Origin of the sequence: Vitreimonas sp. (assembly GCF_036392335.1) — a bacterium.
Taxonomy (GTDB): domain Bacteria; phylum Pseudomonadota; class Alphaproteobacteria; order Caulobacterales; family Aquidulcibacteraceae; genus Vitreimonas.
Genome location: NZ_DASVYD010000042.1, coordinates 40,940 through 65,941, shown reverse-complemented (window position 1 = coordinate 65,941; position 25,002 = coordinate 40,940). Strand labels below are relative to the sequence as shown.

Below are 25,002 nucleotides of genomic sequence, written 5' to 3'. Positions count from 1 at the left end.
TCGCCCGGCGGCTCTGAAACAAGCGCCGCCATGGCCACGCCCATTCTCCACATCGGCAACAAGAATTACTCGTCCTGGTCGATGCGCCCCTGGCTGGCGCTGAAATGGGGCGGCATCGCTTTCGAGGAACATATCATTCCGCTGGGCGGCGAGGGCTACGGCCAGTCCGCCATCAAGGAAGTGCGCGACGTCTCGCCCAGCGGTCGGGTCCCGGCGCTGCACGTGGATGGCGTGGTGATCCACGAGAGCTTGGCGATTTGCGAATGGGCGGCCGAGCAGGCGCCGTCGCTGTGGCCGAAAGAGCCGTTGGTGCGCGCGCAGGCGCGGGCGCTGGCGTCGGAAATGCACGCAGGTTTCGGCGCGGTGCGGCGGGATATGTCAATGAATGTGCGCCGACGCTTGGCGGCGGAGCCAAGCTGGCCGGAAGATACGCGCACGGATCTCACCCAATTGTTCACGACGTGGTCGCATGCGCTAGAGAAATCCGGCGGGCCGTTTCTGTTTGGCCAACGCTCCATAGCGGACGCGATGTTCGCGCCCGTGGCGACGCGGTTGCGCACGTACAAGGTGACGGTCCCGGCGCCCGCGCAGGCCTATTGCGACGCGATTTTTGCCGATGCCGCGTTCCAGGATTGGGAGCGCGCGGCCGAAGCTGAAACTTGGGTCATTCAAACAGCGGAAGATCTGTACCGATGATGAAATATGTTTTGGCGGCTGTGGCGTTCACGCTCGCGGCCTGCGGCAATGGAAGTGGTGTGATGGCTGAAATCGAACGCGCGGAAAAACAGGAAACGGAAGCCGCGCAGCAAGCCAGCGCGCGCGGCGCCGAATGGTTGACCGAAATTCGCGCGCAGCCGGGTGTGGAAGCGTTTCCGTCTGGTCTCTTGATCGAGCGTCGCGCGCGGGGGCCCAATCAGTCGCTGCCGCGGCCGACCGTGAATGCGCAAGTGTTGGTGCATTACGAAGGCAAGTTGGCGGATGGATCGGTGTTCGATTCCTCCTTCGAGCGTGGCGAGCCAGCGGCGTTTCCGTTGCAGGCGGTGGTGCCGGGCTTCTCGGAAGCGATCGCGCAAATGCGTCCGGGCGATGAGATCGTCGCGACCTTCCCGATGGAATTGGGCTATGGCCCAGAAGGCCGCCCGCCGGTGATCCCGCCGGCCGCGCCGCTGCAATTCCGCATTGTGCTGCTGGCGTTCCAAGAGCCGGGCGGACAGGTCGTGGAAGCGCCGGCGCGGCGCTAGGAGCGTGAGCATCGCGCCCACACTCGACATTCTCGCGCGCTTGATCGCGTTCGATACGACGTCGCGCAATTCGAATTTGGCGCTGATCGAGTGGGTTGAAGCGTTCTTGCGCGCTCGGGGTATTGAGTCGCGGCGCGTGGCGAATGCGGAGGGCACGAAGGCTAATCTCTACGCGCTGGTGGGGCCGGCGGCGGAGGGCGGTGTCGTGCTCTCGGGGCATACGGATGTTGTGCCCGTTGATGGGCAGCCTTGGTCGAGCGATCCGTGGGTGCTGACGGAACGCGACGGCAAGCTCTATGGGCGCGGCGTCGCCGACATGAAGAGCTTTGTCGCGTTGGCGTTAGCGCACGTGGATGAAGCGTTGGCGGCGCCATTGAAGCGGCCGTTGATCCTGGCGTTTTCGTATGACGAGGAGATCGGCTGTTTAGGCGCGCCGAGCATGATCGGTGAGATCGTGCGTGAAACGCCGAAGCCGTCCGCCGTGATTGTGGGAGAGCCGACATCGATGAAGGTGGTGTCGGGCCATAAGGGCATTCGCACGTTCATCGTCGAAGTGATTGGGCGCGAGGCGCATTCGAGTTTGCCGGATCATGGCGTCTCGGCGGTGAGCGAAGCGCTGAAGCTGATGAATTTGGTTGAGCAGATGGCGCGCGAGGCTAAGGGCGAGCGCCACGCGCATTTCTCACCGCCGACGATGACGATCGGACGCGTGGATGGCGGCACGGCGGTGAATATTCTGGCGCGGCGCTGCGAGTTCATCTGGGATTTGCGCACGGGCGATGCGGCAAGCGCGGACGCAATCGAGGCGCGCTTCTTTGCCGAAGCGGAAAAGCTCGATTCGGAGATCAAACAGCGCGCGCCGGAAGGCGGCGTGAAGATCACGCGCCGATCGCGCACGCCGGGGCTGGAGCTTGATCTGGGCAGTGAAGCGGAGACGCTGGCGCGGGCGCTGACCGGTGATAACGAGACGCAAGCTGTCGCGTACGCGGCGGAGGCGGGGCTGTTTCAGCGCGCGGGGCTGCCTGCTGTGATTTGCGGGCCGGGCTCGATCGAACAAGCGCACCAGCCCGACGAGTGGATCGAGATTGCGCAGATCGAAGAAGGCGCTGCGTTTATGCGGCGGCTGATTGGGAGACTGAGCGCTTAGGGCGTGTGCGTCGCGTCGCCCTTCGACAGGCTCAGGGTGACGCGATTGTTGGCAGCGTGACAAAACTCCTGCGTCAGCCTGAGCTTGTCGAAGGCGGCGTGATTTCGCGATCTAAGTGATCAGCGCAAGGCCTTCAATGCCGCAGCTTTTGCGTCCTCGTTTGAATACGCGACGAAGCCGCGCACGAGGAAATCGCCCGGGTTCGTGCCATAGCGCAGTGGCGAACCATCAAGGCGGATGATGCCGCCGCCGGCGGCCGAGAGGATGGCGTGGCCGGCGGCTGCGTCCCATTCGCTGACATTGCCGAAACGCGGATAGAGGTCGGCGGCGCCTTCGGCGACGCGGCAGAATTTGATCGACGAGCTGGCGTGGACGAGCGCGCCGGCGTTGACGCTGGTGCGGAAGTCTTCCGTCTCGGGATTGCGGCCGGAGAGTTCAGAGGCGACGAGGCGCCATTGCGCGGGGCGCGGCGCGGCTTGGATTGGGGTGAGCGGTGTGGCGAGCGTGGCAGTGGCGATATCGCATTGCGCTTTGACGGCGTGGCCCGGGTCGCCCGCGTAGAGCTCGCCGGTGGCGGGCGCATAGATGACGCCCATGATCGCTTCGCCATGCTCGATCAGCGCGATGTTGACGGTGAACTCGTCGCCGCCCTTCGCGAAGCCGCGCGTGCCGTCGAGGGGATCGACGCAGAAGAAGCGCGCGCCGCACTCCGGGATACGGCCATCCTCCACGGCTTCCTCGCCGATCATCGGCACGCCTGGGGCGAGCTTGGCCAAGCCAGATTCGATCACGGCTTCGGCGCGTTGATCGGCAAGGGTGACGGGCGAGCCGTCGAGTTTGGTCTGCGTGTCGAAGCCCGCGGCGCGCACGGCCATGATCTCGCGGCCAGCGGCGAGCGCGAGTTCGATCAGGTCTTCAAGCTTCGGCATGGGCGCGATCAAGCATGCGCGCGGAGGCTAGTCCAGCTTGTCTGGCGTGTTGGCGTGCAATTCGTTGAGCCATGTCGTGGCGGCAGCGTCGCTGGGCGCACGCCAGTCGCCGCGCGGCGAGAGTGCGCCGCCGGAGACGATCTTCGGGCCGTTCGGGACCGCGGAGCGCTTGTATTGGTTGGCGAAGAAACGCTTGAGGAAGAGTTCGAGCCAGCTTTTCAGCGTGGCGTAATCGTACTTCCCAGCCCAAGCGCTCCAGGCGAGGAAGAGAAGTTTGCTGGGCGCGAGGCCGTAGCGCGTGAGCCAGAAGAGATTGAAATCCTGCAGCTCGTACGGGCCGACGACGGCCTGCGTGCTTTGCGGGGCGGCGCCCGGGATGAGTTCGGGGCTTATCTCGGTGTTGAGCACGTTGATCAGAGTGTTCGAGACGGCGGCGTCGAACAGTTTTGAATCCGCGACCCAACGGATCAGATATTGGATCAACGTTTTCGGCGCGCCGCCATTGACGTTGTAATGGCTCATATGATCGCCGACGCCATAGGTGCACCAGCCGAGCGCGAGTTCGGAGAGGTCGCCGGTGCCGACGACGAAGCCGCCTTCTTTGTTGGCGAGGCGGAAGAGATAGTCGGTGCGTAGGCCCGCTTGCACGTTTTCGTAAGCGACATCGTAGACCGGCTCGCCGCGCGCGGCGGGGTGGTCCAGGTCTTCGAGCATGCGCTGCGCTAGCGGTTCGATGGAGACTTCGCGCGCGTCGATGCCGAGCGCATTCATCAGCGCCCATGCGCTCTTTTTGGTTTCGTCGCTGGTGGCGAAACCCGGCATGGTGACGCCGATAATGTTCTTGCGCGGAAGGCCGAGCAAATCGAAGGCGCGGGCAATGACGATCAGCGCATGCGTGGAATCGAGTCCGCCCGAGATTCCGATGACGACGCGCTTGGTGTTGGTGGCTTCAATGCGCTTGGCTAGGCCGGCGACCTGAATGTTGTAGGCTTCGAAGCAATCGCGGTCGCGCTTGGCCAGATCGTCCGGCACGAAGGGCAGGCGATCGAGCTTGCGCTTTAGCAGCAGCGGGCCTTTGGGAAGCTCTTGCTCGAAGCGGATTCGCGACCAGAGATAAAGCTCATCGCGCAGGCGCGCGGCGGCGTCGCGAAACGTGCCGACACGGATTCGTTCTTGCGCGATGCGGCCGACATCGATGTCGGCGGTGACAAGCTTTGGTTCGCGCGAGAAGCGTTCGCCCTCGGCGATCTTCTCGCCCATCTCGTAGGCGATGATCTGGCCGTCCCAAGCGAGGTCTGTCGTGCTTTCGCCATTGCCGGCTGCGGCGAACACGTAAGCGGCGATGGCGCGGCGCGATTGGCTGTCGCAGAGCACGGCGCGATCTTCCGCTTTGCCGATCGTGATGTTCGAGGCCGAGAGATTGAACAGGATATTGGCGCCGGCGAGTGCGCCTTTGCTGGAGGGCGGCGTTGGCGCCCAGAAATCTTCACAGATCTCGACGTGGAAGGTGAAGTCAGGATTGTCCGCGTGATAAAAAATCTGATTGGCGCCGAAATTCGTGCCGCCGCCCAGAAATTCGATCGCATGCACGTGGCGATCGGGGGCTACGCCGAAATAGCGCTTCTCGTAGAATTCGCGATAATTCGGCAGGAAGGATTTCGGCACGATGCCGAGCACTTCGCCGCGATGGATCAGCACCGCGCAATTATAGAGCGCGCCACGCAGGCGGATCGGCGCGCCGACGATTAGGATCGGGAAGAGCTTTTCGCTTTCGGCTTTCAGCTTTGCGAGTGCGATTTCGACTGAATTGAGCAACGAGTCTTGCAGCAGCAGATCGTCGATGGCGTAGCCGGTGAGCGAGAGCTCGGGCGTCAGCAGGACGGCGGCTTTTTCTGAATCCGCCTCGCGCCAGAATTTGAGGATGCGGTCGGCGTTAGCGGCGGGGTCGGCGGGCGCGACGATGGGCGCACAGGCGGCCACGCGAACGAAGCCGTGCGTGTAAAGGTTCTGAAAAGCGGCGGCGGAGGAACGAGCCATATAATGCAATTTATCACATTATGCTCAAACCGACCATAACTAACGTAGGTCCAACGGCGCCAGACGCTTCATATTAGTCCTTATCTTCGAGCTCGAGTTCGGCGCGGTCGTCATAACCCTGACGCGCGGAATGAAACACAAGCGCCATGAGCCCGCCGCCAACAGCGAGCGAAAGGAGCGTGCCGATGGTTAACGCGATCCAACCGTGAATGCTCATGGCCGATGCGTCCCAATCGGTCAGCACGCCAAACATAACGGCCGCGAGGATGCCGCCGAGCGACATCGTCAATAGGAAGACTTTCATCGACGCTATATGGGCCCTGGGCCGCATGGGCGCCAGCGGGCAATGCGCCGCGCGCGCCTCAGCTACCGCAGAAGCTTGGCATCGCCACGGGTGTCGAAGCCGTGCGTTGGCGCCATTGGCCACTCTCGTCGCGATAGCGTTCGCCAACCGCAATGCGGCGCTCGAACACTTCGCATGCGACGGCTGCGGCCATCTCGTTGACCGAGACGCTGCGTTCGGCGGCGCGGCGCGTGTAGAGCTGACGGCGCTGAATGTTGTTTTGCTCAACCCGGCCGCGCAGATCGGCGCTGATCGAAGCGCCAGGCACGAAGCCAAGATAGCCGTCGGCTTGCTCGCCGATGAGACCCTGGGCGCGCGCCTGAGTCAGCGCCGTGTCGGCTGCTTGCGCGTGGGCCGGGGCGCTAAGGGCCAGCGTGGCCGCGACAAGGGCGGTGAAAGCGAGCGCGCGGATCATGGCGTTGTGCCTCCGAACAAGTCTGAGTTCTGGTCGAGCAATTCCGCCGCGTCGCGCTCAAGGCGTACGATCACTTCCTGGCGGATATTGACGTTGAGATTGATCTCGATCGGCTCGTCGGGCGCCTGAATCTGCACGGGGATGCAGCCGGCCGCGAACGCCGCCGCGCCGAGCACGGGAAGCAAAGCTGATCGCAGGTGAGCTCTCATGCGTCGAAACTCCTGGATGCTTCGTAATGTGGGCTAGCTGAACCAGTCCTGAAGCTGGCGTCTTAATCGGTTCCCGGCGGGCCGGGGTCAACCTCTTGTGCGGGCGAGGGTTCCTCTTCCTGCTCCTCGGCCCGATTTATGAGTGAGCCGGGGTCTGCAATCGAGGCGGCGGTTTGCGCCAAGCGGCGGAAGGGGGCGGTGACGGTGACGTTGAAGTCGAACGGCACGCCGCGCACGGTGACGCTGCCCAAGCCCGGAATGGGCGCCACCGGGCCCAGATCGACGGGCTCTCCCGAATTGCGGCCGCTGAAGGTGATCGAGGAGATCACATCGCCATTCAGGTCGCCGTCGAGCGTGAGGCTGAGATCGTCATAGCGGAAGCTGCGCAGCGCATCGAAAGCAAGCCGTGACGCGCCCGTGGCGCTATCGCCAGCGTGGCCGGTGTAGGCGATCGTGCCGCCGCCTGGCGCCGCCCGTAGCACACCGCCTTCGACATAGGCGCTGACGCGCGTGAGGCGCACCGGGAAGGAACCTTCAATGCGTCCGGTGGCGCGGAGATCGGGGACATTGAGAGCGGATATGAGTTCCGTGGCGTCGACGTCGCGCAGCGTGAGTTCGAATTGGGTTTCGTCAGAGCCCAAGGTGATCGTGGTCGGCGCCATGGCGAGCGTGCCGGCGGCGAAATCGAACTCTGCCTGCTCGATGGCGACTTGCTGCTGGGGCAGCAATTGGAAGCGTACACGGCCGTTACGCACTGCGACACCCGGATTGAGGAGGCCGACGCGCAGGAATTGGCCTGGTGGTGTCGTGAGTGCGAAGAGATCGTCGAAATAGACTTCGCCATTCACGTTGTTGACGACGGGAATGGTGGCGGTAGCGAGCGAGACATTTTCGAGCTTGGCGCGGCCAACGCCGATAATGGCGTCGCGCGTCCAGTCAATGCTCGCTGTGACGATGGCGTCGCCAGTCACGCCTTCGACCATGCCGCGTGCTTGCTCGGTGATGTCGTAGGGCTGCAGCGACGGGCCGAAGGTGATGCGTTCTGCGTTGATGCGGGCCACGCCGACGCCTTGATCGACATCGTGCTGCGCCTCGAAGCGCGCGAGCTGCTGACGATTGGCGTCAAGCACGATGGCGCCGTAGGCGTTGATCTCGCCATTGGCCAAGACCGCGTTCATGTCGGCGATGCGCAACGGGTTGAACAGCGGGCGATCGTCGGGCGTGGCTGGCGCATTGGCGGTGAGCAGCGCTTCGCCGGCGCTGACGCGGATGACAGGCCGGCCGTCTTCGGGGGCGGCGCTCCAGCCGCCTTCGATTGTCGAGATGGCGCCGGGTAGCGCTGGATCGGTGAGAACGCCCTCGGCGAATTGCCCCTCGACGCGCCAGGACTCGGCGATGTGCGCGTTGGCCGTGAGGCTTGCCATGACCAGTGCGAGCGCGCGGTCCTCGGCCATGTCGATGGTGAGGCGCGGCGTGTTGGCGGTGACGGCAAGCGTCATGTCGCCCGTGCGGCCGCTGAAGCGACCGACGACATGGGCGGCGCTGATGCGTGCAGGTTGCGCCGCTTCACCCGCCATGCGGCCATTGAGTGCAAGGCTGCGAATGGTGAAGCCGCCCGAGAGCGCGCCATGCTCGTTCGCAGCGATGAGCGCGCCATCAAGCGCGCACAATGCGAACTCGCCGTTCGCGAATGAGAGGCCGGCGGCGTCAAGGCCGCCAAGGCGGGTGGGCAAGCAGCCATTCCTTGGCAGAACGCGCCATCCATTGCCCCAGGCGATGGTGATGTTGAGATTGGGCGTAAGCTCGCGCACCTCACCGTCGCCGATCGGGCCAGTGATGTGAACGGGGCCGCGCAACTCGATACTGCCGCCGCGCTCGCGACCGGCGCTGATGGTGATTCCGAGTTCTTCCGCGGCGATGCTGGCGTCGTCGGCGCGCCAGTTCGCGAGCGTCAGCGTGCCGTCAGCTTCGAGCGGCGCTTCGCCGGACCAAGTGACCGTGTCGAGTAGAAGCGTGGCGCTCGGTGCGCCGCCGCCGCTGAGTTGCAGTTCGACTGCGCCGGCAAGTGTAGGGCCGGGCCATTGCAGCAACAAAGCGGGCGCGTCTTGGCGCAGCGGCGCGAGGCGCGCGTTCAGACCGCTTGCCGCGCGCGCCTCGATCGGCGCTGCGACGACGAAGCGGGGATTGCCCGCCTCCGACGTGATCGTCAGCGGCGCGCTGAGATCAAAGGCGTCAGCGGCGCGATCAAGGGCGGCCTCGGCGGAGGCGAAGGTCGGCCCAAGCGGCGACCCGCCGAGATTGGGGAACGCTTCGCGGATCTTCTGTTGCGCGTCGTTGGTGAGGCGGGCCTGCCGCAAGCGCAGGCGCGCCTCGCCGGCATAGGTGGTCGCTTCGGTCGCGTCGAATCGGAGCGCGCCGCTGACATCCGGCTCACGCGAGATGACGCCGAATGCATCGAGGCTGTCCGCAACGATGCTCCAGCGCGCCGCGCCGCTCTGGCCTTCGCCGTTGGCGGCAAGGTCGAGGCGGGTTTGCGTGAGCGCGTTGTCATCAACACGCAGCGTGTCGGCCGCGACGCCGGCTTGCATGTTCCATTGCGCGAGTTCGAGCGCATCCGCGCGCATCGCACTGTGAAGGCTGAGCGCGCCAGTGAGCGTTTCGCTGGCGAAGGCCGCAGCGCTCAATGCGCCGACCCGCCATGCGCCCTCCACATCCACGCGCGACAAGTCGAGCGGGGCGCGGCCGAGCGCGCGCAGCGAAGCGTCCCGAACGCGCGCGTCTTCCCAGGCAAGATCGGCCAAGGCCGCGTTGAGGCGGAAGGCGATGCTCGCGTCGCGCGAGACGATGACGAGATCCGCCGCGCCATTGGCAAGCGCATAATTGGCGTCCGATTGCGTCGTGTTGGTGATGCGCGCGGCGGCGGTGAAATCTTCGCCGATCGTGCCCTGGGATTCGAATGTGGCAATGAGCGCACCGAAAGGCGCCGCGATCTCGGCGGAGCCATCGACGATTTCTAGTTCTAGCCGGGGGATGGAGGGGCGGCGCGCGGGGCCGGCGTCAGCTTCGAAGCGATCGAGCGCGCCTGCGGAAACGTGGCCCTCGCGATCGACACGCAAGCGCAATTTCGGTTCGATCACGCGCACCGCCTGAAGCCGGGGCGTCAGTCCGCGCCATTCCCAATGCGCTTCGATCCGGGCGACATCCACGTCCGGCGCATCCGGCGCGCCGATGCGAAATTCGCTGATCGTGATGCGTTCGAAATTGAGATTAACAACCCGTAAGTCTGCTTCTGTGCCGCGCTCGGACAGCGCTTGGCCGATCATGAATTCGGCCAGCGGCATACGCACTAACCACACGCCGGCCGCGACCAAAGCGGTGCTCACCCCCAGCGCCAGTAGCGCTGTGGCCCAACCGATCAACAATCGGCGGGGGGGCGGCGAATCTTCCGGGGGCTGTGGCAGCGCCTGGTCTTGACTCGCAACGGCCTGGTTAGACCTATGTGCCATATTCCTTGCTTGGCTCGGTCCTTGCTGGGGTCTGACTACTCGTACTGGCGCATTCCTGGGGCAATGGAATGACGTCAATTGGGTTTCCGGCGAGATAACCAAAATGCGGAAAACGCTTGTCAGGAGAGCGTTTTTTGCCAAAGCCGGGGGTGGAGCAGAGGTTTTGAGAGCAGAAATCGCTCAACGCCTAATGAAGGCTCGTAAAGGATTGGCCGGCTACGCCGTGATGGCGGGCGCCGCGGTCCTGGGCTTGGGGCTCGCGTGGAACGCGGGGCTCTTTTCTGGCGCGTCCGAAGCGCGGGCGGCAGAAAATGCCGCGATCCGCGAACAAGCGGCCCGCCGCGCCGAGCATTTGGCGTTTACTGAAGTTTACCTGGCGCATGAATCCCGCGACGTGCGTGTGGGTAGCGGTGAGACACTGGCCAGCGTGCTGACGCGCGCGGGCGCGACACAAGCTGAAGCGAGTGCGGCGCTCGCGTCGATCGCGGACGTGTACAATCCGCGCCGTTTGCGGCCAGGCCAAGAGATCAGCGTGTTCTTCCAGCGCGATGGCGGCGATGCGCGTCTTACGGGCATTGCGTTCCGTTCCGAACCCGGTGCTTCGGTGACGGCCAATCGGACCACACGCGGCGATTTCGAAGCGCGCGAAGTGTTGATGCCGCTGACCTTCGAAATCGCGCGGATCTCTGCGCCGGTCGAGACAACGCTCTACGGCACGGCGATGCAATTGGGCGCGACCGACCGAGAAGTCGCGGCGCTCGCGGACGCGTTCGCGTATGACGTCGACTTCCAGCGCGACGTGCAGCCGGGCGACAATTTCGAACTCGTATTCGAGCGCTTCTACGACGACGAAGGCAACACGGTGCGCACCGGCGAACTCTTGTTCGTTGGCTTGGAGACGCGGCGCGGTCGCCGTGATTTCTATCAATTCCTCGCGCCAGGCGACACGCGTCCCGATTGGTATGACCCGGAAGGCCGCAGCGCACGGCGCTTCTTGATGAAGACGCCGATCAACGGCGCGCGGCTGTCGTCGGGCTTTGGCATGCGTCGCCACCCCATCCTTGGTTATTCGCGTTTGCATCGCGGCACTGACTTTGCTGCGCCGATTGGCACGCCGATCTTAGCGGCGGGCGACGGCACGATCGTGCGTGCGGGCCCGTTCAGCTCCTACGGCAATTACATCCGCATCCGCCATGCCAACGGCTATGAGACGGCCTATGCGCACATGTCGCGATTTGCACGCGGCATGCGTGCGGGCGCGCGCGTGCAGCAGGGGCAGGTGATCGGCTATGTCGGCAATACAGGCCGCTCGACCGGTCCCCATTTGCATTACGAGGTGATGCAGCGTGGGCGCCAGGTGAACCCGATGACCTTGCGCGTCGCCAATGGCCGCAACCTGGAAGGCCGCGCGCTCGAATTGTTCATGATCGAGCGCGAGCGGATCGACACGCTCCGTCATGTCCGCGACAGTGAAGTGACGGAGATTTCCGCCACGGCTGCTGCGTCGGGAATGTCGGCCGCCGCGCCTTAATCGACGATTGAGCAACCGGCGCGCGAGAATCAGGCAACTTCTTTGTTGAGCGCGCGGGGAATCCGGCGCAAAAATACCCCAGGCCTATTTTGGTCGCGGCGGGGCCGCACACGCCAAGAGTGGAGCGCATGGGGATTCGGGCTCTTATTGCTGACGATCACGAGCTGTTCCGGAGCGGCCTGAAACAGCTGCTCGTGGATTCGCTCGACGCCGACGATGTGCGTGAGGCGGAAACGCTGGACCAGGCGCTCGAAATGCTGACCAACGACGGGGCGGGCGACCTCGTATTGCTCGACCTGCGCATGCCCGGCATGTCCGGGACCGAAGCATTGTCGGCGTTGCGGGACGGCTTTCCGGACGCGAAGGTGGCGGTGGTGTCGGCCTGGGAAGATCGGGCCGACATTCTTGCGGCGCTCGGCGCGGGCGTGCACGGCTATATCCCCAAATCGCTGCCCTCGGCCGAGATCGCGGCGGCGATCCGTTCGATCCTTGAAGGCCGCATTTACGTGCCGCAATCAATCGGCCGGCGTGATGCGGGCGCGAAACCGGAAGGCGCATCGACGACGGCGATCGGCAACGGCTTGGGGCAGGACAAGCTGACGCTGCGCCAAAAGGAAGTGCTGAACGAGCTGCTCAAAGGGCAGGCCTCGAAGGAAATCGCGCGCACGCTCGATATCGCCGAGGGCACGGTGAAAATTCACCTGGCGGCGATTTATCGCGCGCTCGGCGTGCGCACCCGCGCTGAAGCGATCGCCAAGCTCAAATCACATTAAGCGGCGACGCCGAGCTGCGCGGCGACGGCTTGCATCAGTCGGTCTGGATCGACCGGCTTGATCAACCAGGCGAATCCGGATGCGCGCAGCATCGCCAGCGTTTCCGGTCCGGTGTCGCCGGTGATGATGATGGTGGGCGGTGGCGATGGGAAGCGCGCGCGGGCGCGGCGTGCGACATCGAGACCCTTCAACGCCCCATCGATGCGCAGATCCATGACCAGCAAGTCTGGCGTCAGACCAGCGTCGAGAGCCGCGACGACATCGGCTTCGCTGGCGCAGGAGTGGACCGCGCCGCCCAGGTCGCGCAGTACGCCGGCCACGGCTTCGCGCGCGAGCGCGTCGTCATCCAGCAGCAAGACCTTGACGCCGGCGATGCTGTGCGCAGCGGCGCTTGACGGCGTGGCGCCGTTGGCGACGTGCGCGCCCCTGGCGCGTAACGTGAAGCGCGCGCCTTCACCGGGTGTCGAGGACAGGGAGAGCGGCGTGTCGAGCAAGCGGGCGATGCGCTTGACGATCGCGAGTCCCAGCCCGAGCCCGTCGCCGCCGCGGGTTTCAAGGCGAACGAACTCGTCGAAGATGCGGTCTTGATCGTCCAATGGAATCCCAGGCCCGTTATCAACGACGCTAATGTCGACGAACTCGCCGCTCGCACTGGCCTCAATGCGGCACGCACCGCCGCCATGCTTCATGGCGTTGGCGACCAGATTGCTCAAAGCGCGCTCGAACAACATCGGATCGGTGGAGATGTTCAGCGCGGTCGAGCGCACGTCGACTTGGCCCCCGGGGTGTTCGGCCGCGATGCGATCGAACATGTCTTGGACGCGCACGTCGTCAATCTCAGGCGCGACCGCGCCTGCCTGCACGCGCGCGAGATCAAGGAGGGTGGAGAACATGCCGGTCATGCTCTGGGTGGCGCGCTCCATCTTCTGTAAAATGTCGCGGGCTTCTTGGGTCTCCACGCGCCGCTCCAGCGCGGCGAGATAAAGCGTCAGCGCATGCAGGGGCTGACGCATGTCGTGACTTGCGACGGCGAGAAACCGGCTCTTTGCGGCATCCGCTTCGGCGGCGCTGGCGCGCGCGAATTCCGCGGCGTCTCGGGCTTCGCGCCAACGTTGGCGTTCGCCGCGCACTGCAAGCGCGGCAAGGCCCGCCGCGAACAGCGCCATCACGGCAAGCGCGATCGCCGTAACGTCGATTTGCTCGCGTGCGCCGCGCTCGGCTTCGCGCGCGACATCGTTGATCGCGTTGACCCGGGCGTGCAGGTCCGACATGGCCGCACGCAGGTCGGCCCTGAATGTGATGGAGTGCGCCGCATGGTCGTCGGCGCTGAGCTGGTCGGGCAGGGCGAAGTCTTGCTCGATTAGGGCGCCAATGCGGGCGCTCGCCGCGGCAAGTTCGGCGTCGCCGGCGCTATGTCGCTGCAGCGTCGCCACCTGCGTGCGCGTGGCCTGCATGGCCGCTTCAGCGTCGGCGCGCAACGCGGGCGTCGCCCGTTCAGCGATCAGCAGGCGCGTCGCTTTCACGTCCGTGAGCGCTTGCATAATGGCCACAGCGTCGTCGCGCACATTGCGCGCCGTGGCGACTGTGTTCAGCGTGCGCGCGTGCAATTGGCGCTGCTCCGAGAATTCGGAGAGCATAGCCACGACAAGCAGCGCGACCAAGGCAATGGCGGCGACCAGAATGAGTTCGGTGCGCGACCTGCGCGCGCCGAGGGTGTCGACGTAATCAGGCGGCATGGAGTTCGGCCGCCGCGGCCTCGCTGAGCGCTCGGGCGTCAACGGGTTTGATCAACCACGCGAATCCAGAAGCGCGCAACATCGCAAGCGTCTCCGGAGCGGTGTCGCCGGTTACAATTATGACGCGAGGGGCGCGGTGCATGCGGGCGCATGCGCGCTGCGCGATATCCACGCCCTGCAGAAGCCCATCGATGCGCAAATCCATGACAAGGAGCTCGGGCGAGGCGCCTTGGCCGAGCAATGAGTCCAACTCCGCCTCATTGGCGCCGACGCGCACGGTGGCGCCGATGTCCCGCAAGGCGCCGGCGATGGCTTCGCGGGCGAGTGCGTCGTCATCGATGACGATCACATTGGCGCCGCGCATGGTGACGGCGGCGGTGGGTTCGGTCTCGACTGGGCCGCCGTTCGCAGCCACCAGCGGCAGGCGCAGTATAAAGCGGGCGCCGCGTCCGGGCGCCGACACGAGTCTGATCGGCACATTGAGCAAGTCCGAAATGCGCTTGACGATGGCCAGCCCCAATCCCAGCCCTTCGGCGCCGGCGCGCCCATCGAGACGCACGAATTCCTCGAAGATGCGATTTTGATCCTCGAGCGGAATGCCCGGACCGTCATCGACGACGTCAATCTCCGCGAACGTGGCGAGTGCGCGTGTTTCGATACGCGCCCTACCGCCGCCGTGCTTCAGCGCGTTGGCCACCAGATTGGCGAGAATGCGCTCAAGTAGCGCTGGATCGCTGCGCACGATCATGGGGGTCGGCGCGGCGCTGATTTTGCCGCCCGGGTGTTCGGCGATGATGCGGTCGATCACATCTTGGACGCGGACATCGTCGATCTCGGGTTGGACCACGCCGGCCTGGACGCGCGCGAGATCGAGCAGCATCGAGAACATGCCGACCATGGATTGGGTGGCGCGATCCATCTTCTGAAGGATGTCGCGCGCCTCCGCGCCCTCGACGCGGCGCTCAAGCGCGGAGAGATAGAGCGTCAGCGCGTGCAACGGCTGGCGCATGTCGTGGCTGGCGACTGCGAGAAAACGGGTCTTGGCAAGATCGGATTCGTGCGCCTTGACGCGCGCTGCTTCGGTGGCGGCTTGGGCCAAACGCCATTGTTCCCGTTCGCGACGCAGCGCGAAAATGGCGAGCGCCGACGCGACCAGAGATAGCACGCCGAGCATGATCGTGATCATGTCGAGACGACGATGCGCGTTGTCTTCGGCGATGCGGGCGACATCGATGCGCCCGTTCAGCAGTACTTGCAGCGCGTCGCTCTCGTGACGGAATTGGGTATAGATGTCTTGCTCGGGGCGTTGGCGCGCGGCGGCGCCTGGGCCAGCGGCGATCTCGGCGTCGAGTATGTTCAAGCGCCGTTCGATCAGGTTTTCGAGGCTCGTGAGACTCTCGCCGACCTCGGCGTCGCCCGCGGCGAGACGAGAGGCGTTGGCGCTGCGGGCGCGGGCTTCAACCTTCGCGCGGTCGTAGTCCGCGAGCAGGGCGGCGTTGCGTGTGGCCACGAAGCGGCCCGCCAGCGCTTCGGCGTCAGCTTGCGCACGGGCCGCGCCGGCGATTTCGGCCCGCACCGCGCGCACCATGGCGACGACTTCGTACTCGTTGGCGTTGAGGCGCGCGCCGCTCCAAAGCAGGGAGCCGAGCACAATGATAAGGACGGTTACGCCAGCGATCGCGGACGCAAGGATGAACTCAGCGCGAAAGCTGCTTGAGGAAACGGCGCTGGGTGATTCCGCCATGACTTCCTAATTGCGCGCGGGTGGGGTCCTAAGACAAGCGATTCAAGACGCTTCCAACCACGCGACAATCGCGTCGGCGCGGGCGGGTTTTCGCATCATGTCAAACCCGGCCTGGCGGGCGGCGATATCGGATCGTGCGCGCAACGTCCCGGAGAGGACGAGGACGCGGGCGCGTTGGGCTGTGGATAAAAGGTCGCTGGCCACCGCGACGCCGGTCGGACCATCGCCCAGATCGTAGTCGGCGATGATATAGTGCAGTTCAGCCGCGCGCGCGCCGAGCGCGTGATCGACCAAGGCCGCGTGGGGCGCGTGGGCGACCTCCGCGCCCCAATCCTGCAGCACCAGCATCAGCGCTTCAGCCGACACCGGATCATCTTCGAGGACTAGAACGAACGGCTTGTTGCGAACCATTTGCGTGAGAACAAACCACGCCAAGGCTCTGCTGGGCAGGCAAAAAAAGGTTCTAGGCCGCAGGGCATAGGTCTATTGGAATACCGCACGGGCGCCACCGGTGTCGCGGTAAAGGCATAGGCCATCGAACACGACTTCTGTGTAATATCCGCGTGCGCAGGTTTTTGTCATCTTTATCGCAGCCAGTCCTTTACCTGATTGCGAGACACAACCTTGACGAGAGCCAGCACTTATCAATTCACTAATGCGGACTCGGGCGACGAATGGGTCGCCACCGGCGGTTCGCGCGGCGAGCCTGCGGATTATTGTTCGAAGGAAGGCGCGATCGCGCTCAAGGCGAAGATCGAAGCCTATTGGCGCGAGCGCGGCCAGGACGTGATGATCGCCCTGCACAATGTCGGGTTTCACCCCGCAATCCGCGCCGCGCGGTACGATGTGCGCAGCGACATGGTTAATGGATTGCCGCGCGCGCGTAACGCCAAGGGTGCGGCTGCCACGCCACCCCAGTCCGACGCCTATGTCGAAGATTTCGATATGGCCGATGAGGATCTCGCGTTCGAATAGAGAGTTGCCGCGCCGGCGTGTATAGACCGCCGACATGTCTGACGATCTCGCGCCTCCCCCCAGCCTCGAAGCTCCCGATGGATACGTCGCGCTGGACATGCGCCGTGGCTTCGCGCGCGAGATCGGGCCGCTCTACCGGGCGGAGCGCAATGGTTTGTTCACCATGGGCTTCAGGGTCGAGGAGCGCCACACCAACGGCATGAAGAACGCCCACGGCGGCATGCTCATGAGCTTTGCCGACATGGCCTGGGGCCACATCGTCTCGGTCGAAAGTTCTTCCTACTGGGTGACCGTGAGACTGGTGGTCGATTTTCTATCCAGCGCGCACCTGGGGGATTGGGTCGAGGGCGGGGCGGAATTGCTGTCGCGCGAGGACGACCTCTATGTTGTACGCGGCCGCGTTTGGGCCGCCGATCGGACGCTCATGACGGGAACCGGCGTGTTCAAGCCGATCGCGCGCCGGGATCCACGTCCTGGTGAGAAAGCTTACGCCGCAACTAACGGCTAACATCTCGATTTATCATAAGTTTTGCTTAGGGCCTTGGCGGCACACTGGGCGTCGACTCGGGCTTTGCGAGGTGATGCATTCGCGCCAGCCTTGCGGGCAATCTTGCGGTTGGGCCGTCGCGAACGTGGCGGCGGGTTCCCAGCGCGCGTATGGTTAATGCGTAGGGGGAGCCGTCGATGACAGGTTCAGATACGCCGCGCCTGGAGCGCCAATTCCCGCTGTGCGCGCAACACGTTGCGCCGCGATGCGAGATGGTTGATCGCTCAATGGGGAAGAAGGGCCGTTTTCGCGCAGGTCTCTTGCGCGGGAGCTTGGCCACCGTTGGGGGATATCTCGTGCGCGTCAATCCGGCCTTGTCGTTGTTCGCCGCTTCGCTGATTGCGTTCGCGCCGGTGCACGCGTTGGCTCAGGATCAGCAGGCCAGCGTCTCCGTTCGCGACCGGCCGCGCGAAGAATACGATCCGCTGGGTTTGCGTTTCGGCGGCTTCACCCTCAACGCAACGCTGGATCTCAGCGCCGCGAGCACGGACAACGTGTTCGCGGAAGAAACCGGCGCTGATGAAGATGTCATTTACGCCGTCGCGCCCAGCGCGCGCGTGCGCTCGAATTGGTCGCGCCACGCCATCCAAGTCGAGGCGGGCGGTCGGTTTGAGAGCCACGAAGATTTCTCGAGCGAAGACGCGGACACCAATTTCGCGCGCTTCTATGGCCGTCTTGATGTCGGCGCCCGTTCGACCGTGGCGCTGTCTGCGAGCACTGCGCATGAGGTAGAGTCGCGCACCGAACCGGACGCGCCGACTGGCGGCGATCCTGTCGAATACGATCGTCAGGACGTTGCGTTGACGGCGGTGCACACTTTCAACCGGTTCAAGCTGACCGGCGGCGTCGCGCAGCGCACGTTCGAGTTCGACGGGACGCAGAACATCCGCGACAACGAGGAAACCAGCATTCGCGCCCGGGTCGACGCTGAATTGACGCCGCGGATCGGCCTTGTCCTGCAGGCCGTCGCCGACGAGCGCGATTACGATAATCACCCGACGCCGGCGATCGTGAATTCGGAGGGCCGCACGCTTCTGGCCGGTGTGAGCGTCAATTTCACCGATTTGATGCGCGGCGAGATCAACGTGGGTCAGTTTGAGCGCGAATACGACGCAGGTAATAGCGTCGAAGGCCTCGCGGTGGCTGCGAACCTCGAATGGTACCCGACTGGCCTGACCACGGTGACCGTAACCGGGCGGCGCAACACTGAAGACGTGATCGGCGCGACCGAGTCGCAACCGTTTACGGAAACCGAATTCGGCGCGCGCGTGGACCACGAATTGCTGCGCAACTTGATCCTGACGGCCGGCGCGCAAATCGGCCGCCGCGATTATGAATCGATCGACCGCGAAGACGAGGTGTTGAGCGCGGATGTCGGCGCGGATTATCTGATCAATCGGCGGGTGGCGCTGCGCGCGCGCTATGTGTTCGATGACGTGCAATCGTCCGGTATTGATCGTTATCGCGACTTTGAAGCCAATGCGTTCACGCTGGGCCTGAGTTTCCGTCTCTAAGCGCAGAGGCGGCGCCGGCGGTCTGGCCGTTGTCCTGGGAAATTGAGAGTGTCCGCCGTCAAGGCCAAGGCCAAGAAGGCCGCCGCCCCCAAACGCAAGACCAAGAGCGCCGCGCGGAAACGCGCGGCGTCCGGCGTTGAACTTGCCGACGCGTTGGCGGGCGCGGCCTGGGCGGAGGCGGACAAGGCGTTGGCGGAATCGCTCGCGCTCTGCGACGAGGCGCGGCAAGGGGCAAGTGAGCAGCGCGAGGCGGCGCTCGAATTGCTGGCGCAGGCGCTAAACACGGTCGCGCGTAAGCGCGGCTTCACCCGGCTCGGCGAGCTCGGCGGGCGCGAGGCTTTCGATCCAAAGCGACACGAATTCATTAACCCGCCCAAGAAAACGCCAAAAACCATCCGCATCGTCGCGCGTGGGGTGGCGCGGGCCGGCGAAACCCTGGCGAGGGCGCGCGTGGGACCGCTGCGGCGGACGAAGGGGTTATGAGCGATTGGACGCTCTGCATTGATTTTGGCACGGCCTTCTCGAAGGCCGCCGCGGCGCCGTACGATTCTTGGACGCGCTTCGATCCGCGTCATGTGCGTCCGCTGATGCTGGGCGGCGTACAAGAGACAGGTAACGCCTTCCTGCTTGAGAGCGCCGTGTTCGTCGACGACGACGCCGTGCTGTTTGGACGCGCGGCGATGGCGCGGGCCGACGCGCTCACCCACAAGAAGCGTATGGCTCTACGTTCGTTTAAGACCCTACTCAGCGTCAGCGATCTTGACCGTGCGCTGAACACGAACGCGCCGCTTTCAATTGATCCCCATCGCGCGTTCCAGATGCGCGACCTAGTGGTGCTCTACCTGGCCTATTTGCTGGCGGCGGTGGATGCGGCGGCCGCTTACGATCAGATGGTCTCCAAGGCCACCGGCGTCGAATTCCGTTATGCGGCGCCGGCTTGGCGCAGCGGCGACAGCGCCGGTTTGCACCCGTCCGTCGTGCGCCTGTTCGGTGAAGCCGAGTCGTTTCGCCTCGCCGTGGGCGAGGACATGCTCCATCCCGAGGGGGTGTCCTTCCAAGCCGTAAACGATTTCTTGCCGCGTGCGCAGACCAATCCCGAAGCCTTCGAGATGGGGCTCATTTTCGAAGCGACCGCCGCCGCCGCCTATAGCTCGATCGGCTTGCAGGACAGCGGCTCGCACATGATCGTGGTCGATATGGGCGCCGGCACGACGGATATCGCGGCGCTGGCGCGCACGCGCCGCGGAGTCGAGGAATTGCCGAGCGCGCGGGTGACGCTGAAACAGGCGGGCGATTTCATCGACCGCACCATTGCCAATACGGTGATCGACGCCAGCCGCTGGGCGAAGACCCCCCAACAAAAGACCGACCTCTGGAACGCGCTGATGCGCAATATGCGCGATATCAAGGAAACGATCTTTGCCGAAGGCGCCGCCTCGCTGCGCCATGAAGGTCGGGTGATCCGCATTGGCATGAAGGATCTGGAACGCCAGCGCGAGTTCAAGATGTTCGTAAAGTCCGTGAACGATGCGTATGAGCAAGGCCTGTCGGCCGTGCGCGAGCACGCTGCCGCGCGTGGCGCTGGTGAGGTGCAGGCGGTGGCCGTTGGCGGCGGTGCGGCGGCGCCGTTCATCAAGGATTTGATCCGCAAGAAGCCGAAGACGCGCATCAATGTGCGCCCGCGTCCGGCGACTCCGGATTGGGCGCATGCGCGCGAGTTCGCGGGGAATCTGGCGCCGGTGTTTCCGCAATTGGCGATCGCGATTGGCGGGGCGTTGGCGCCGGCCGAAATGCTCGCGGCCAGCGGCGGTTTTAATCCGCCCGCAACCGGCCGAACCGGTATCCGGACGGCACGCGATTGACGTAAACCCCCGCGCCGCCCTTGCGCACGCGCAGCGCGCGCATGGTTTCGCGAATGGCCGCGCGCGGGGTTTGATCCCAAGCGGCGACGACGACGTCCTTGTCGGCCAAGCGCGCCACGATCGGACCGTCGGCCGTGCCCACTGGAGGACAATCAAGAATGACCAGATCGTATTCGGCGCGCGCTTGGCGCAGCAGGGCTTCAAAGCCCGCGCGTTCAGTCGAGATGCCACGCCATGCCGAGCGGGCGCGCGCCGCGGGGATGAAGTGCAGCCCTGTTTCTTCTTCTTCGGCGATGAAGGCGCGCCAATCCTCGGGGGCGATGCAGGCTTCCAGCACACCTTCCGGAGGATCAATGCCGAGCGTTTTGGTCAAAGCGCGCTGGCGCAAGTCGCAATCGATAATCAAGACCCGCTTGTCTTGCTGGGTGGCGCTAATTGCGGCGCACATGGCCGTGGTCGTAGCCCCCTCGCCAATCGCGGGCGCGATGAAGGCGACGACGCCGCGCGCCGGCAGCACGTGCTGCAAGTCGCGGAAGGCGGTGGCGAACGAAGACGCCGGCTGGAAGGCGAGGAGCCCCACGGGCGAGCGCCGGTCCGGCGGCAATTGACGCAGATCGGTGGGCGTGAGTTCCGGCGCGGCGCCCAGCATCTGATAGCGGCGCTTGGCCCCGAAATCGCTGACGCCAATGGCGTCGCGCCAGCTCTCGCGCGCTGCGGCGGCGATGAAGGCCAGGACAAATCCCGCGCCAATCCAGCTGAGCATGATTTCGAGATCATGCACGCTAGGCGCGAGCCAGCGCTGGATAAAACCGCCGAGAACCGCTGACGCCACTACCGCGGCGAAGACCAACGCCTGCCGACGCGCGGCGCGGAGGAAGCGCCGCCAAGCCATGTTGGGGGCCTGCGCCATGCTACGCGTCGCGCGCCGGATTGGTCGCGCCGCGCTGGGGGCGTAGCCGAAAGCCCTGTCTGACGCGGTATCGGGCATGGTGCGATCGTGGTCCGCGAGTGTTCTTCAAGCGTCGTAGTTCTTCAGCGGCGCCAGCACGATCGCGACGCTTGTCCACAATCGCAGCAGCCGCCGAACCCCGCAATGGGCATTTTGGTTCCCAAAGGCTTCCTGTGCTGTAGAGCAAGTGGCGAAGCTTGCAGGGCGCGCGCCATCTTAGTGATTCGCGCACGCAAGGCGAAATGCGCTTCGCGCGCAGGGAGTATGGACGTACCGATGCAATACGTTTTGACCGCGTCATGCCGAGACAGAATGGGAATCGTGGCGGCAGTCACCACGCTGCTCGCGGCCCAGGCGTGCTTCATCGTACGAACCCGCTCTTTTGGCGATCCAGACACAGGCCGCTTCTTCCTTCGCATCGAGTTTCACCCAACAGCGGCGTTTTCCCATGAGGAATTCGAGCAGCGTTTCGGTGAGGTTGCCGAGCGCTTCGACATGGACTGGCGCTGCTTGCCGCGCGACCGGAAGTTGAAGACGCTCATGATGGTCTCCAAATTCGATCATTGCGCCAATGCGCTGCTCTACGCTGCGCGGGTGGGCGAATTGCCGATCGAGCCGGTTGGCATCGTTTCAAACCACCACGACCTCGCCGCGCCGCTCGCGCACTGGAACGTGCCATTTCATCTCGCGCCGGTGACGCCCGAAACGAAAGCGGAAGCCGAGGCCACGATGTTTGCGCTGATGGAGAGTACTGGCGCGGAACTGGTTGTGCTCGCCCGCTACATGCAGGTGCTGAGCGAAGAAGCGAGCAAGCGGCTGTTCGGCGCCTGCATCAACATACACCACTCGTTCCTGCCGAGCTTCAAGGGCGCCAAGCCCTATCACCAAGCCCATGCACGCGGCGTGAAGACGATTGGCGCGACCGCGCACTATGTGACGGGCGATCTCGACGAAGGCCCGATCATCGCGCAGGTCACCGAGCCCGTGGACCATAATTTCAGCGTCAAGGATCTCGTGACGCTGGGTCGACACTTGGAGTCGTCGGCGCTGGTGCGCGCGGTGAAGGCGCACGCCGAGCGGCGCGTCTTCATCAATGGTGTGAAGACGGTGGTGCTGGCTTAGGCCGCGGCTTGGCGCGGCGGGGCGTCGGCGCCGAGTGCGGCGAGGAATGCATCGGCGGCGCGCTCGACGGAGAATTCCGCGGCGCGGGCGCGTAGTGCGTCCTTATCGTGATCGGTCTGCAGCGCTTCGCGCATCGCACGTGCGAGCGCTTGGGCGTCGCCCACAGGCGTCAGCGCGCCATATTTGCCATCGTCGAGGATTTCGCGCGGGGCGGTTGGGCAATCGGTGGCGATGACCGGCAGGCCAACGGACATGGCTTCAACGATGGCGATGCCGAAGGATTCGGTGAGCGAACTCGAGACGAAGAGGTCGCATTGCGCGAGCAGCGACGCCGGATTGTCGACTGCCCCGGCGAAGACGATTCTGTCGCCCAGGCCAAAGCCCGTGGCCGCGGATTCGAGCGCGTTGCGCTGCTCGCCATCGCCGATCAGCAGCAGCGAGCCGGCGTTCTGCGTGCGCGCGAAATATTGAAACGCCCTCATCAGCGTCCTGTAATCCTTGGCGGCGTTGAGACGACCGAGCGACACGATGCGCGGCGGCTTCAAGCGCGCGACCAGAGCTTGCTCGGTTGCGCTGAGTGCGCCGATTTGCGGTTTGGGCACTGGGTTGTAGGCGAACGTCACGTTGATGTGGGCGGGCGCGCACAAGGCCACGGCGTCATCGGCCGCGCCCTTCGAGACGCACACGATCTTGTCGCAGACCGGATAGAGGGCGCGGATCATCCGCGCTTCTACCTTGCCGCGGAGACCGCGCGCCGCGCGCATCGGTGAAAGCACCGCATGCTCCCAGCCGATCAGGGGCGTACGGATCATGCCGAGGCGTTTCATGAGCGCCGCTGTGAGGATGTTGTGGGTCATGGTCGCGACCAGCACATCCGGCGCTTCGTCCTTGACCGCCTTGGCGAGCGCCGGGCCTGCGAATGCTGTCCTGGGCGCGTCGAGATAGCGGACCGGCGCCGCTTCGGCGAAGGATGCATCGAGGGGCCCGCCGCGACGATCGACGATCAAGCGCACGTCATAGCCACGTGCGCGAATCTCGCGGACCATCCAAAGCGTCGATTTTTCCGCACCGCCGACGGCGAGATAGGGGAGATAGAACGCGATGCGCATGGTCATGTTTGGGGCCGAGGCGCATCAGGTTGGGTTGTGTCTGGCCGCGGGCCGATGTCCGTGGGGCGACGCAAGCGCCGTGGCGCGCGCGCGGGCGCGAGCGGTGCGGCGACAATCTCCTTGAGTGGAAGCACGCAGAGCAGCGCGAACACGAAACTCAATGCGGGCGACTTCACATTCAACACATTGTTGGTGTTCGCCGACAGCAGGAATGCCAAGGCGGCGAGTAAACCCATGTGCCGCGCCATGCCCATGCGCAGCACCGAATACATGATCGCGCCGAACAGGACGACCATGACGACCAGGCCGAACTGGAAGATCATCATCACGATCGGGCTCTCGACCGCGCCGTTGTTCAAATAGACCCGGCTCAACATATGCAGCTTGTCGATATTGCTGCCGAGCATCAGTTCCTGGAACGAGATGTAGCGCAGCACGCCGAAGATATCGATGCGCGTCATCGTGCTCTTGTCGACGACGCCGCCTTCGAACCGGTAGAGCAGCGCATCAGCCAAGCCGGACATGAGCAGGATGGGCGCGATTACGACCGCAGCAAGGACGCCGACGAGCACCATGCCGGCGGTGCGCGGATTGCGCTGCGATTCCGAACGCATCATGGCGATGAAGGCCAACAGGTAAAAGAGGCAGGCAATCAGGGTGGACGCGCGCGCGCCGCTGATGAAAACGCCGAGCAGGAAGAACGTCATGAGCCCCAGGCGCACGGCGAACGGCCAGCGCAGCGCGGGCGTGAACATCATGATGGTGAGGGTGATGAGCCCGTTGTCCAACGGGTGGCCCAAGAATGCTGTCGGCCGGAATGTCGCCTCGTTGTAGCGGAACGGCATGATGCGATTGTGCGTGATGTACTCGAACAACGAGACGAGCGTGTTCAAGCCCATCAGCGCGACCATCGTGACGAGGACGTATTGGCGCATTTGCGGCGCGAGACGGGTAACGATCCAGCCGGCAAGGGCTCCGCAAATAATCGAGTCGATCAGGTAGCCGACGGCCTGGGTGCGCCCCTGCGCGAGGCTGGTGAGTGCGGCGAAGGCGGTGGCGGCGCATAAGATCAGAAGCGGCGCATGCTTTCGCATATCGATCAGCGCGCGCATGTCCGAGCGCGCGATCTCAAACAAGGCGGCGACGACGATCAGATAGGTGCCGGGGTGAATCTTGAAGGCGATGAAGCCGCTTGAGGCGGTGTAGGGGATGAACAGATCCAGGAACGGCGGCGGCAGGAACACGCGCACCGCCAGCGCCGCGCAGAAGAACAGCGCGAGCTCAAGCTCATAGGGGCGAGAATTAACCCTCAA

Annotated in this window: 23 protein-coding genes; 11 read left to right on the top strand and 12 right to left on the bottom strand. The window is 64.6% G+C overall.

Features of this window, described 5'->3' with window-relative positions; translation table 11 throughout:
- Positions 1-30: 30 nt before the first annotated feature.
- Genes VF769_RS09995 through argE form a run of 3 tightly spaced genes read left to right on the top strand, consistent with a single transcriptional unit; the run spans position 31 to position 2,388 of the window.
- A complete protein-coding gene (locus tag VF769_RS09995; RefSeq protein WP_331008256.1) occupies positions 31-696 on the top strand; it encodes a glutathione S-transferase family protein in 666 nt (221 codons plus the stop codon).
- Positions 693-1,241 carry an FKBP-type peptidyl-prolyl cis-trans isomerase gene (locus VF769_RS09990; RefSeq protein WP_331008255.1) on the top strand — a complete coding sequence of 183 codons (549 nt, stop codon included), beginning with the start codon at positions 693-695 and terminating at the stop codon, positions 1,239-1,241. The genes VF769_RS09995 and VF769_RS09990 overlap by 4 nt, the downstream gene beginning before the upstream one ends.
- Positions 1,242-1,245: 4 nt before the next feature.
- Complete coding sequence (argE, locus tag VF769_RS09985) at positions 1,246-2,388, top strand: acetylornithine deacetylase (protein WP_331008254.1); 1,143 nt, start codon at positions 1,246-1,248, stop codon at positions 2,386-2,388.
- Between the two features lie 119 nt (positions 2,389-2,507).
- On the opposite strand, the gene VF769_RS09980 is transcribed toward argE, so the two are convergent.
- The 6 genes from VF769_RS09980 to VF769_RS09955 form a co-directional block, all read right to left on the bottom strand.
- Positions 2,508-3,317: a 3'(2'),5'-bisphosphate nucleotidase CysQ gene (locus tag VF769_RS09980; RefSeq protein WP_331008253.1), complete on the bottom strand. Its 810-nt coding sequence runs from the start codon at positions 3,315-3,317 to the stop codon at positions 2,508-2,510.
- 27 nt (positions 3,318-3,344) lie between these two features.
- Positions 3,345-5,354, bottom strand: a complete 2,010-nt coding sequence (locus VF769_RS09975) for an NAD(+) synthase (RefSeq protein ID WP_331008252.1) — start codon at positions 5,352-5,354, stop codon at positions 3,345-3,347.
- Between the two features lie 73 nt (positions 5,355-5,427).
- Positions 5,428-5,658: a hypothetical protein gene (locus VF769_RS09970; RefSeq protein ID WP_331008251.1), complete on the bottom strand. Its 231-nt coding sequence runs from the start codon at positions 5,656-5,658 to the stop codon at positions 5,428-5,430.
- 58 nt (positions 5,659-5,716) lie between these two features.
- Positions 5,717-6,112, bottom strand: a complete 396-nt coding sequence (locus VF769_RS09965; protein WP_331008250.1) for a YdbL family protein — start codon at positions 6,110-6,112, stop codon at positions 5,717-5,719.
- Positions 6,109-6,321, bottom strand: a complete 213-nt coding sequence (locus VF769_RS09960; protein WP_331008249.1) for a YnbE family lipoprotein — start codon at positions 6,319-6,321, stop codon at positions 6,109-6,111. The genes VF769_RS09965 and VF769_RS09960 overlap by 4 nt, the downstream gene beginning before the upstream one ends.
- Positions 6,322-6,383: 62 nt before the next feature.
- Positions 6,384-9,704: an intermembrane phospholipid transport protein YdbH family protein gene (locus VF769_RS09955; RefSeq protein WP_331008248.1), complete on the bottom strand. Its 3,321-nt coding sequence runs from the start codon at positions 9,702-9,704 to the stop codon at positions 6,384-6,386.
- Positions 9,705-10,017: 313 nt separating this feature from the next.
- Here VF769_RS09955 and VF769_RS09950 point away from each other — a divergent pair, with 313 nt between their 5' ends.
- The gene (locus tag VF769_RS09950; RefSeq protein ID WP_331008247.1) at positions 10,018-11,358 is read left to right on the top strand and encodes a M23 family metallopeptidase; all 1,341 of its coding nucleotides are present in this window, start codon (positions 10,018-10,020) and stop codon (positions 11,356-11,358) included.
- A 128-nt stretch (positions 11,359-11,486) separates the two neighbouring features.
- Complete coding sequence (locus VF769_RS09945) at positions 11,487-12,131, top strand: response regulator transcription factor (protein ID WP_331008246.1); 645 nt, start codon at positions 11,487-11,489, stop codon at positions 12,129-12,131.
- On the opposite strand, the gene VF769_RS09940 is transcribed toward VF769_RS09945, so the two are convergent.
- The 3 genes from VF769_RS09940 to VF769_RS09930 are packed head-to-tail and all read right to left on the bottom strand — an operon-like array spanning position 12,128 to position 16,046.
- On the bottom strand, positions 12,128-13,867 hold the full coding sequence (locus VF769_RS09940) for a hybrid sensor histidine kinase/response regulator (RefSeq protein WP_331008245.1): 1,740 nt from the start codon (positions 13,865-13,867) through the stop codon (positions 12,128-12,130). The two genes, VF769_RS09945 and VF769_RS09940, sit on opposite strands and share 4 nt — an antisense overlap.
- Positions 13,857-15,611, bottom strand: coding sequence for an ATP-binding response regulator (locus tag VF769_RS09935; RefSeq protein ID WP_331008244.1), 1,755 nt, complete (start codon positions 15,609-15,611; stop codon positions 13,857-13,859). Before VF769_RS09935 ends, VF769_RS09940 begins: the two co-directional genes overlap by 11 nt.
- Before the next feature lie 42 nt (positions 15,612-15,653).
- Entirely contained in the window at positions 15,654-16,046 is a 393-nt protein-coding gene (locus VF769_RS09930) for a response regulator (RefSeq protein WP_331008243.1), read from the bottom strand.
- Between the two features lie 189 nt (positions 16,047-16,235).
- Between VF769_RS09930 and VF769_RS09925 the strand changes: the two genes are divergently transcribed.
- The 5 genes from VF769_RS09925 (at position 16,236) to VF769_RS09905 (ending at position 20,509) form a co-directional block, all read left to right on the top strand.
- The gene (locus VF769_RS09925) at positions 16,236-16,586 is read left to right on the top strand and encodes a hypothetical protein (RefSeq protein WP_331008242.1); all 351 of its coding nucleotides are present in this window, start codon (positions 16,236-16,238) and stop codon (positions 16,584-16,586) included.
- Positions 16,587-16,620: 34 nt separating this feature from the next.
- A complete protein-coding gene (locus tag VF769_RS09920) occupies positions 16,621-17,094 on the top strand; it encodes a PaaI family thioesterase (protein WP_331008241.1) in 474 nt (157 codons plus the stop codon).
- Between the two features lie 176 nt (positions 17,095-17,270).
- Complete coding sequence (locus VF769_RS09915) at positions 17,271-18,647, top strand: outer membrane beta-barrel protein (RefSeq protein WP_331008240.1); 1,377 nt, start codon at positions 17,271-17,273, stop codon at positions 18,645-18,647.
- A 48-nt stretch (positions 18,648-18,695) separates the two neighbouring features.
- Positions 18,696-19,130, top strand: a complete 435-nt coding sequence (locus VF769_RS09910; protein WP_331008239.1) for a hypothetical protein — start codon at positions 18,696-18,698, stop codon at positions 19,128-19,130.
- Positions 19,127-20,509 carry an Hsp70 family protein gene (locus VF769_RS09905; RefSeq protein ID WP_331008238.1) on the top strand — a complete coding sequence of 461 codons (1,383 nt, stop codon included), beginning with the start codon at positions 19,127-19,129 and terminating at the stop codon, positions 20,507-20,509. Before VF769_RS09910 ends, VF769_RS09905 begins: the two co-directional genes overlap by 4 nt.
- Here the strand turns inward: VF769_RS09905 and VF769_RS09900 are convergent.
- The gene (locus tag VF769_RS09900) at positions 20,460-21,419 is read right to left on the bottom strand and encodes a CpsD/CapB family tyrosine-protein kinase (RefSeq protein ID WP_331008237.1); all 960 of its coding nucleotides are present in this window, start codon (positions 21,417-21,419) and stop codon (positions 20,460-20,462) included. The two genes, VF769_RS09905 and VF769_RS09900, sit on opposite strands and share 50 nt — an antisense overlap.
- Before the next feature lie 303 nt (positions 21,420-21,722).
- Here VF769_RS09900 and purU point away from each other — a divergent pair, with 303 nt between their 5' ends.
- Complete coding sequence (gene purU / locus VF769_RS09895) at positions 21,723-22,580, top strand: formyltetrahydrofolate deformylase (RefSeq protein ID WP_331008236.1); 858 nt, start codon at positions 21,723-21,725, stop codon at positions 22,578-22,580.
- On the opposite strand, the gene VF769_RS09890 is transcribed toward purU, so the two are convergent.
- The gene (locus tag VF769_RS09890) at positions 22,577-23,695 is read right to left on the bottom strand and encodes a glycosyltransferase (RefSeq protein WP_331008235.1); all 1,119 of its coding nucleotides are present in this window, start codon (positions 23,693-23,695) and stop codon (positions 22,577-22,579) included. The genes purU and VF769_RS09890 overlap by 4 nt on opposite strands.
- Positions 23,692-25,002, bottom strand: a complete 1,311-nt coding sequence (locus VF769_RS09885; protein ID WP_331008234.1) for a VpsF family polysaccharide biosynthesis protein — start codon at positions 25,000-25,002, stop codon at positions 23,692-23,694. Before VF769_RS09885 ends, VF769_RS09890 begins: the two co-directional genes overlap by 4 nt.

Excerpts from the sequence above, each read along its gene's own strand:
- VF769_RS09940 (WP_331008245.1), bottom strand. The coding sequence starts at position 13,867 with ATGCCGCCTGATTACGTCGACACCCTCGGCGCGCGCAGGTCGCGCACC.
- VF769_RS09900 (WP_331008237.1), bottom strand. The coding sequence starts at position 21,419 with ATGGCGCAGGCCCCCAACATGGCTTGGCGGCGCTTCCTCCGCGCCGCG.
- VF769_RS09990 (WP_331008255.1), top strand. The coding sequence starts at position 693 with ATGATGAAATATGTTTTGGCGGCTGTGGCGTTCACGCTCGCGGCCTGC.
- VF769_RS09945 (WP_331008246.1), top strand. The coding sequence starts at position 11,487 with ATGGGGATTCGGGCTCTTATTGCTGACGATCACGAGCTGTTCCGGAGC.
- purU (WP_331008236.1), top strand. The coding sequence starts at position 21,723 with ATGGACGTACCGATGCAATACGTTTTGACCGCGTCATGCCGAGACAGA.
- VF769_RS09970 (WP_331008251.1), bottom strand. The coding sequence starts at position 5,658 with ATGAAAGTCTTCCTATTGACGATGTCGCTCGGCGGCATCCTCGCGGCC.
- VF769_RS09915 (WP_331008240.1), top strand. The coding sequence starts at position 17,271 with ATGACAGGTTCAGATACGCCGCGCCTGGAGCGCCAATTCCCGCTGTGC.
- VF769_RS09920 (WP_331008241.1), top strand. The coding sequence starts at position 16,621 with ATGTCTGACGATCTCGCGCCTCCCCCCAGCCTCGAAGCTCCCGATGGA.
- VF769_RS09960 (WP_331008249.1), bottom strand. The coding sequence starts at position 6,321 with ATGAGAGCTCACCTGCGATCAGCTTTGCTTCCCGTGCTCGGCGCGGCG.
- VF769_RS09995 (WP_331008256.1), top strand. The coding sequence starts at position 31 with ATGGCCACGCCCATTCTCCACATCGGCAACAAGAATTACTCGTCCTGG.
- VF769_RS09935 (WP_331008244.1), bottom strand. The coding sequence starts at position 15,611 with ATGGCGGAATCACCCAGCGCCGTTTCCTCAAGCAGCTTTCGCGCTGAG.
- VF769_RS09965 (WP_331008250.1), bottom strand. The coding sequence starts at position 6,112 with ATGATCCGCGCGCTCGCTTTCACCGCCCTTGTCGCGGCCACGCTGGCC.
- VF769_RS09980 (WP_331008253.1), bottom strand. The coding sequence starts at position 3,317 with ATGCCGAAGCTTGAAGACCTGATCGAACTCGCGCTCGCCGCTGGCCGC.
- VF769_RS09890 (WP_331008235.1), bottom strand. The coding sequence starts at position 23,695 with ATGACCATGCGCATCGCGTTCTATCTCCCCTATCTCGCCGTCGGCGGT.
- VF769_RS09975 (WP_331008252.1), bottom strand. The coding sequence starts at position 5,354 with ATGGCTCGTTCCTCCGCCGCCGCTTTTCAGAACCTTTACACGCACGGC.
- VF769_RS09905 (WP_331008238.1), top strand. The coding sequence starts at position 19,127 with ATGAGCGATTGGACGCTCTGCATTGATTTTGGCACGGCCTTCTCGAAG.
- VF769_RS09950 (WP_331008247.1), top strand. The coding sequence starts at position 10,018 with ATGAAGGCTCGTAAAGGATTGGCCGGCTACGCCGTGATGGCGGGCGCC.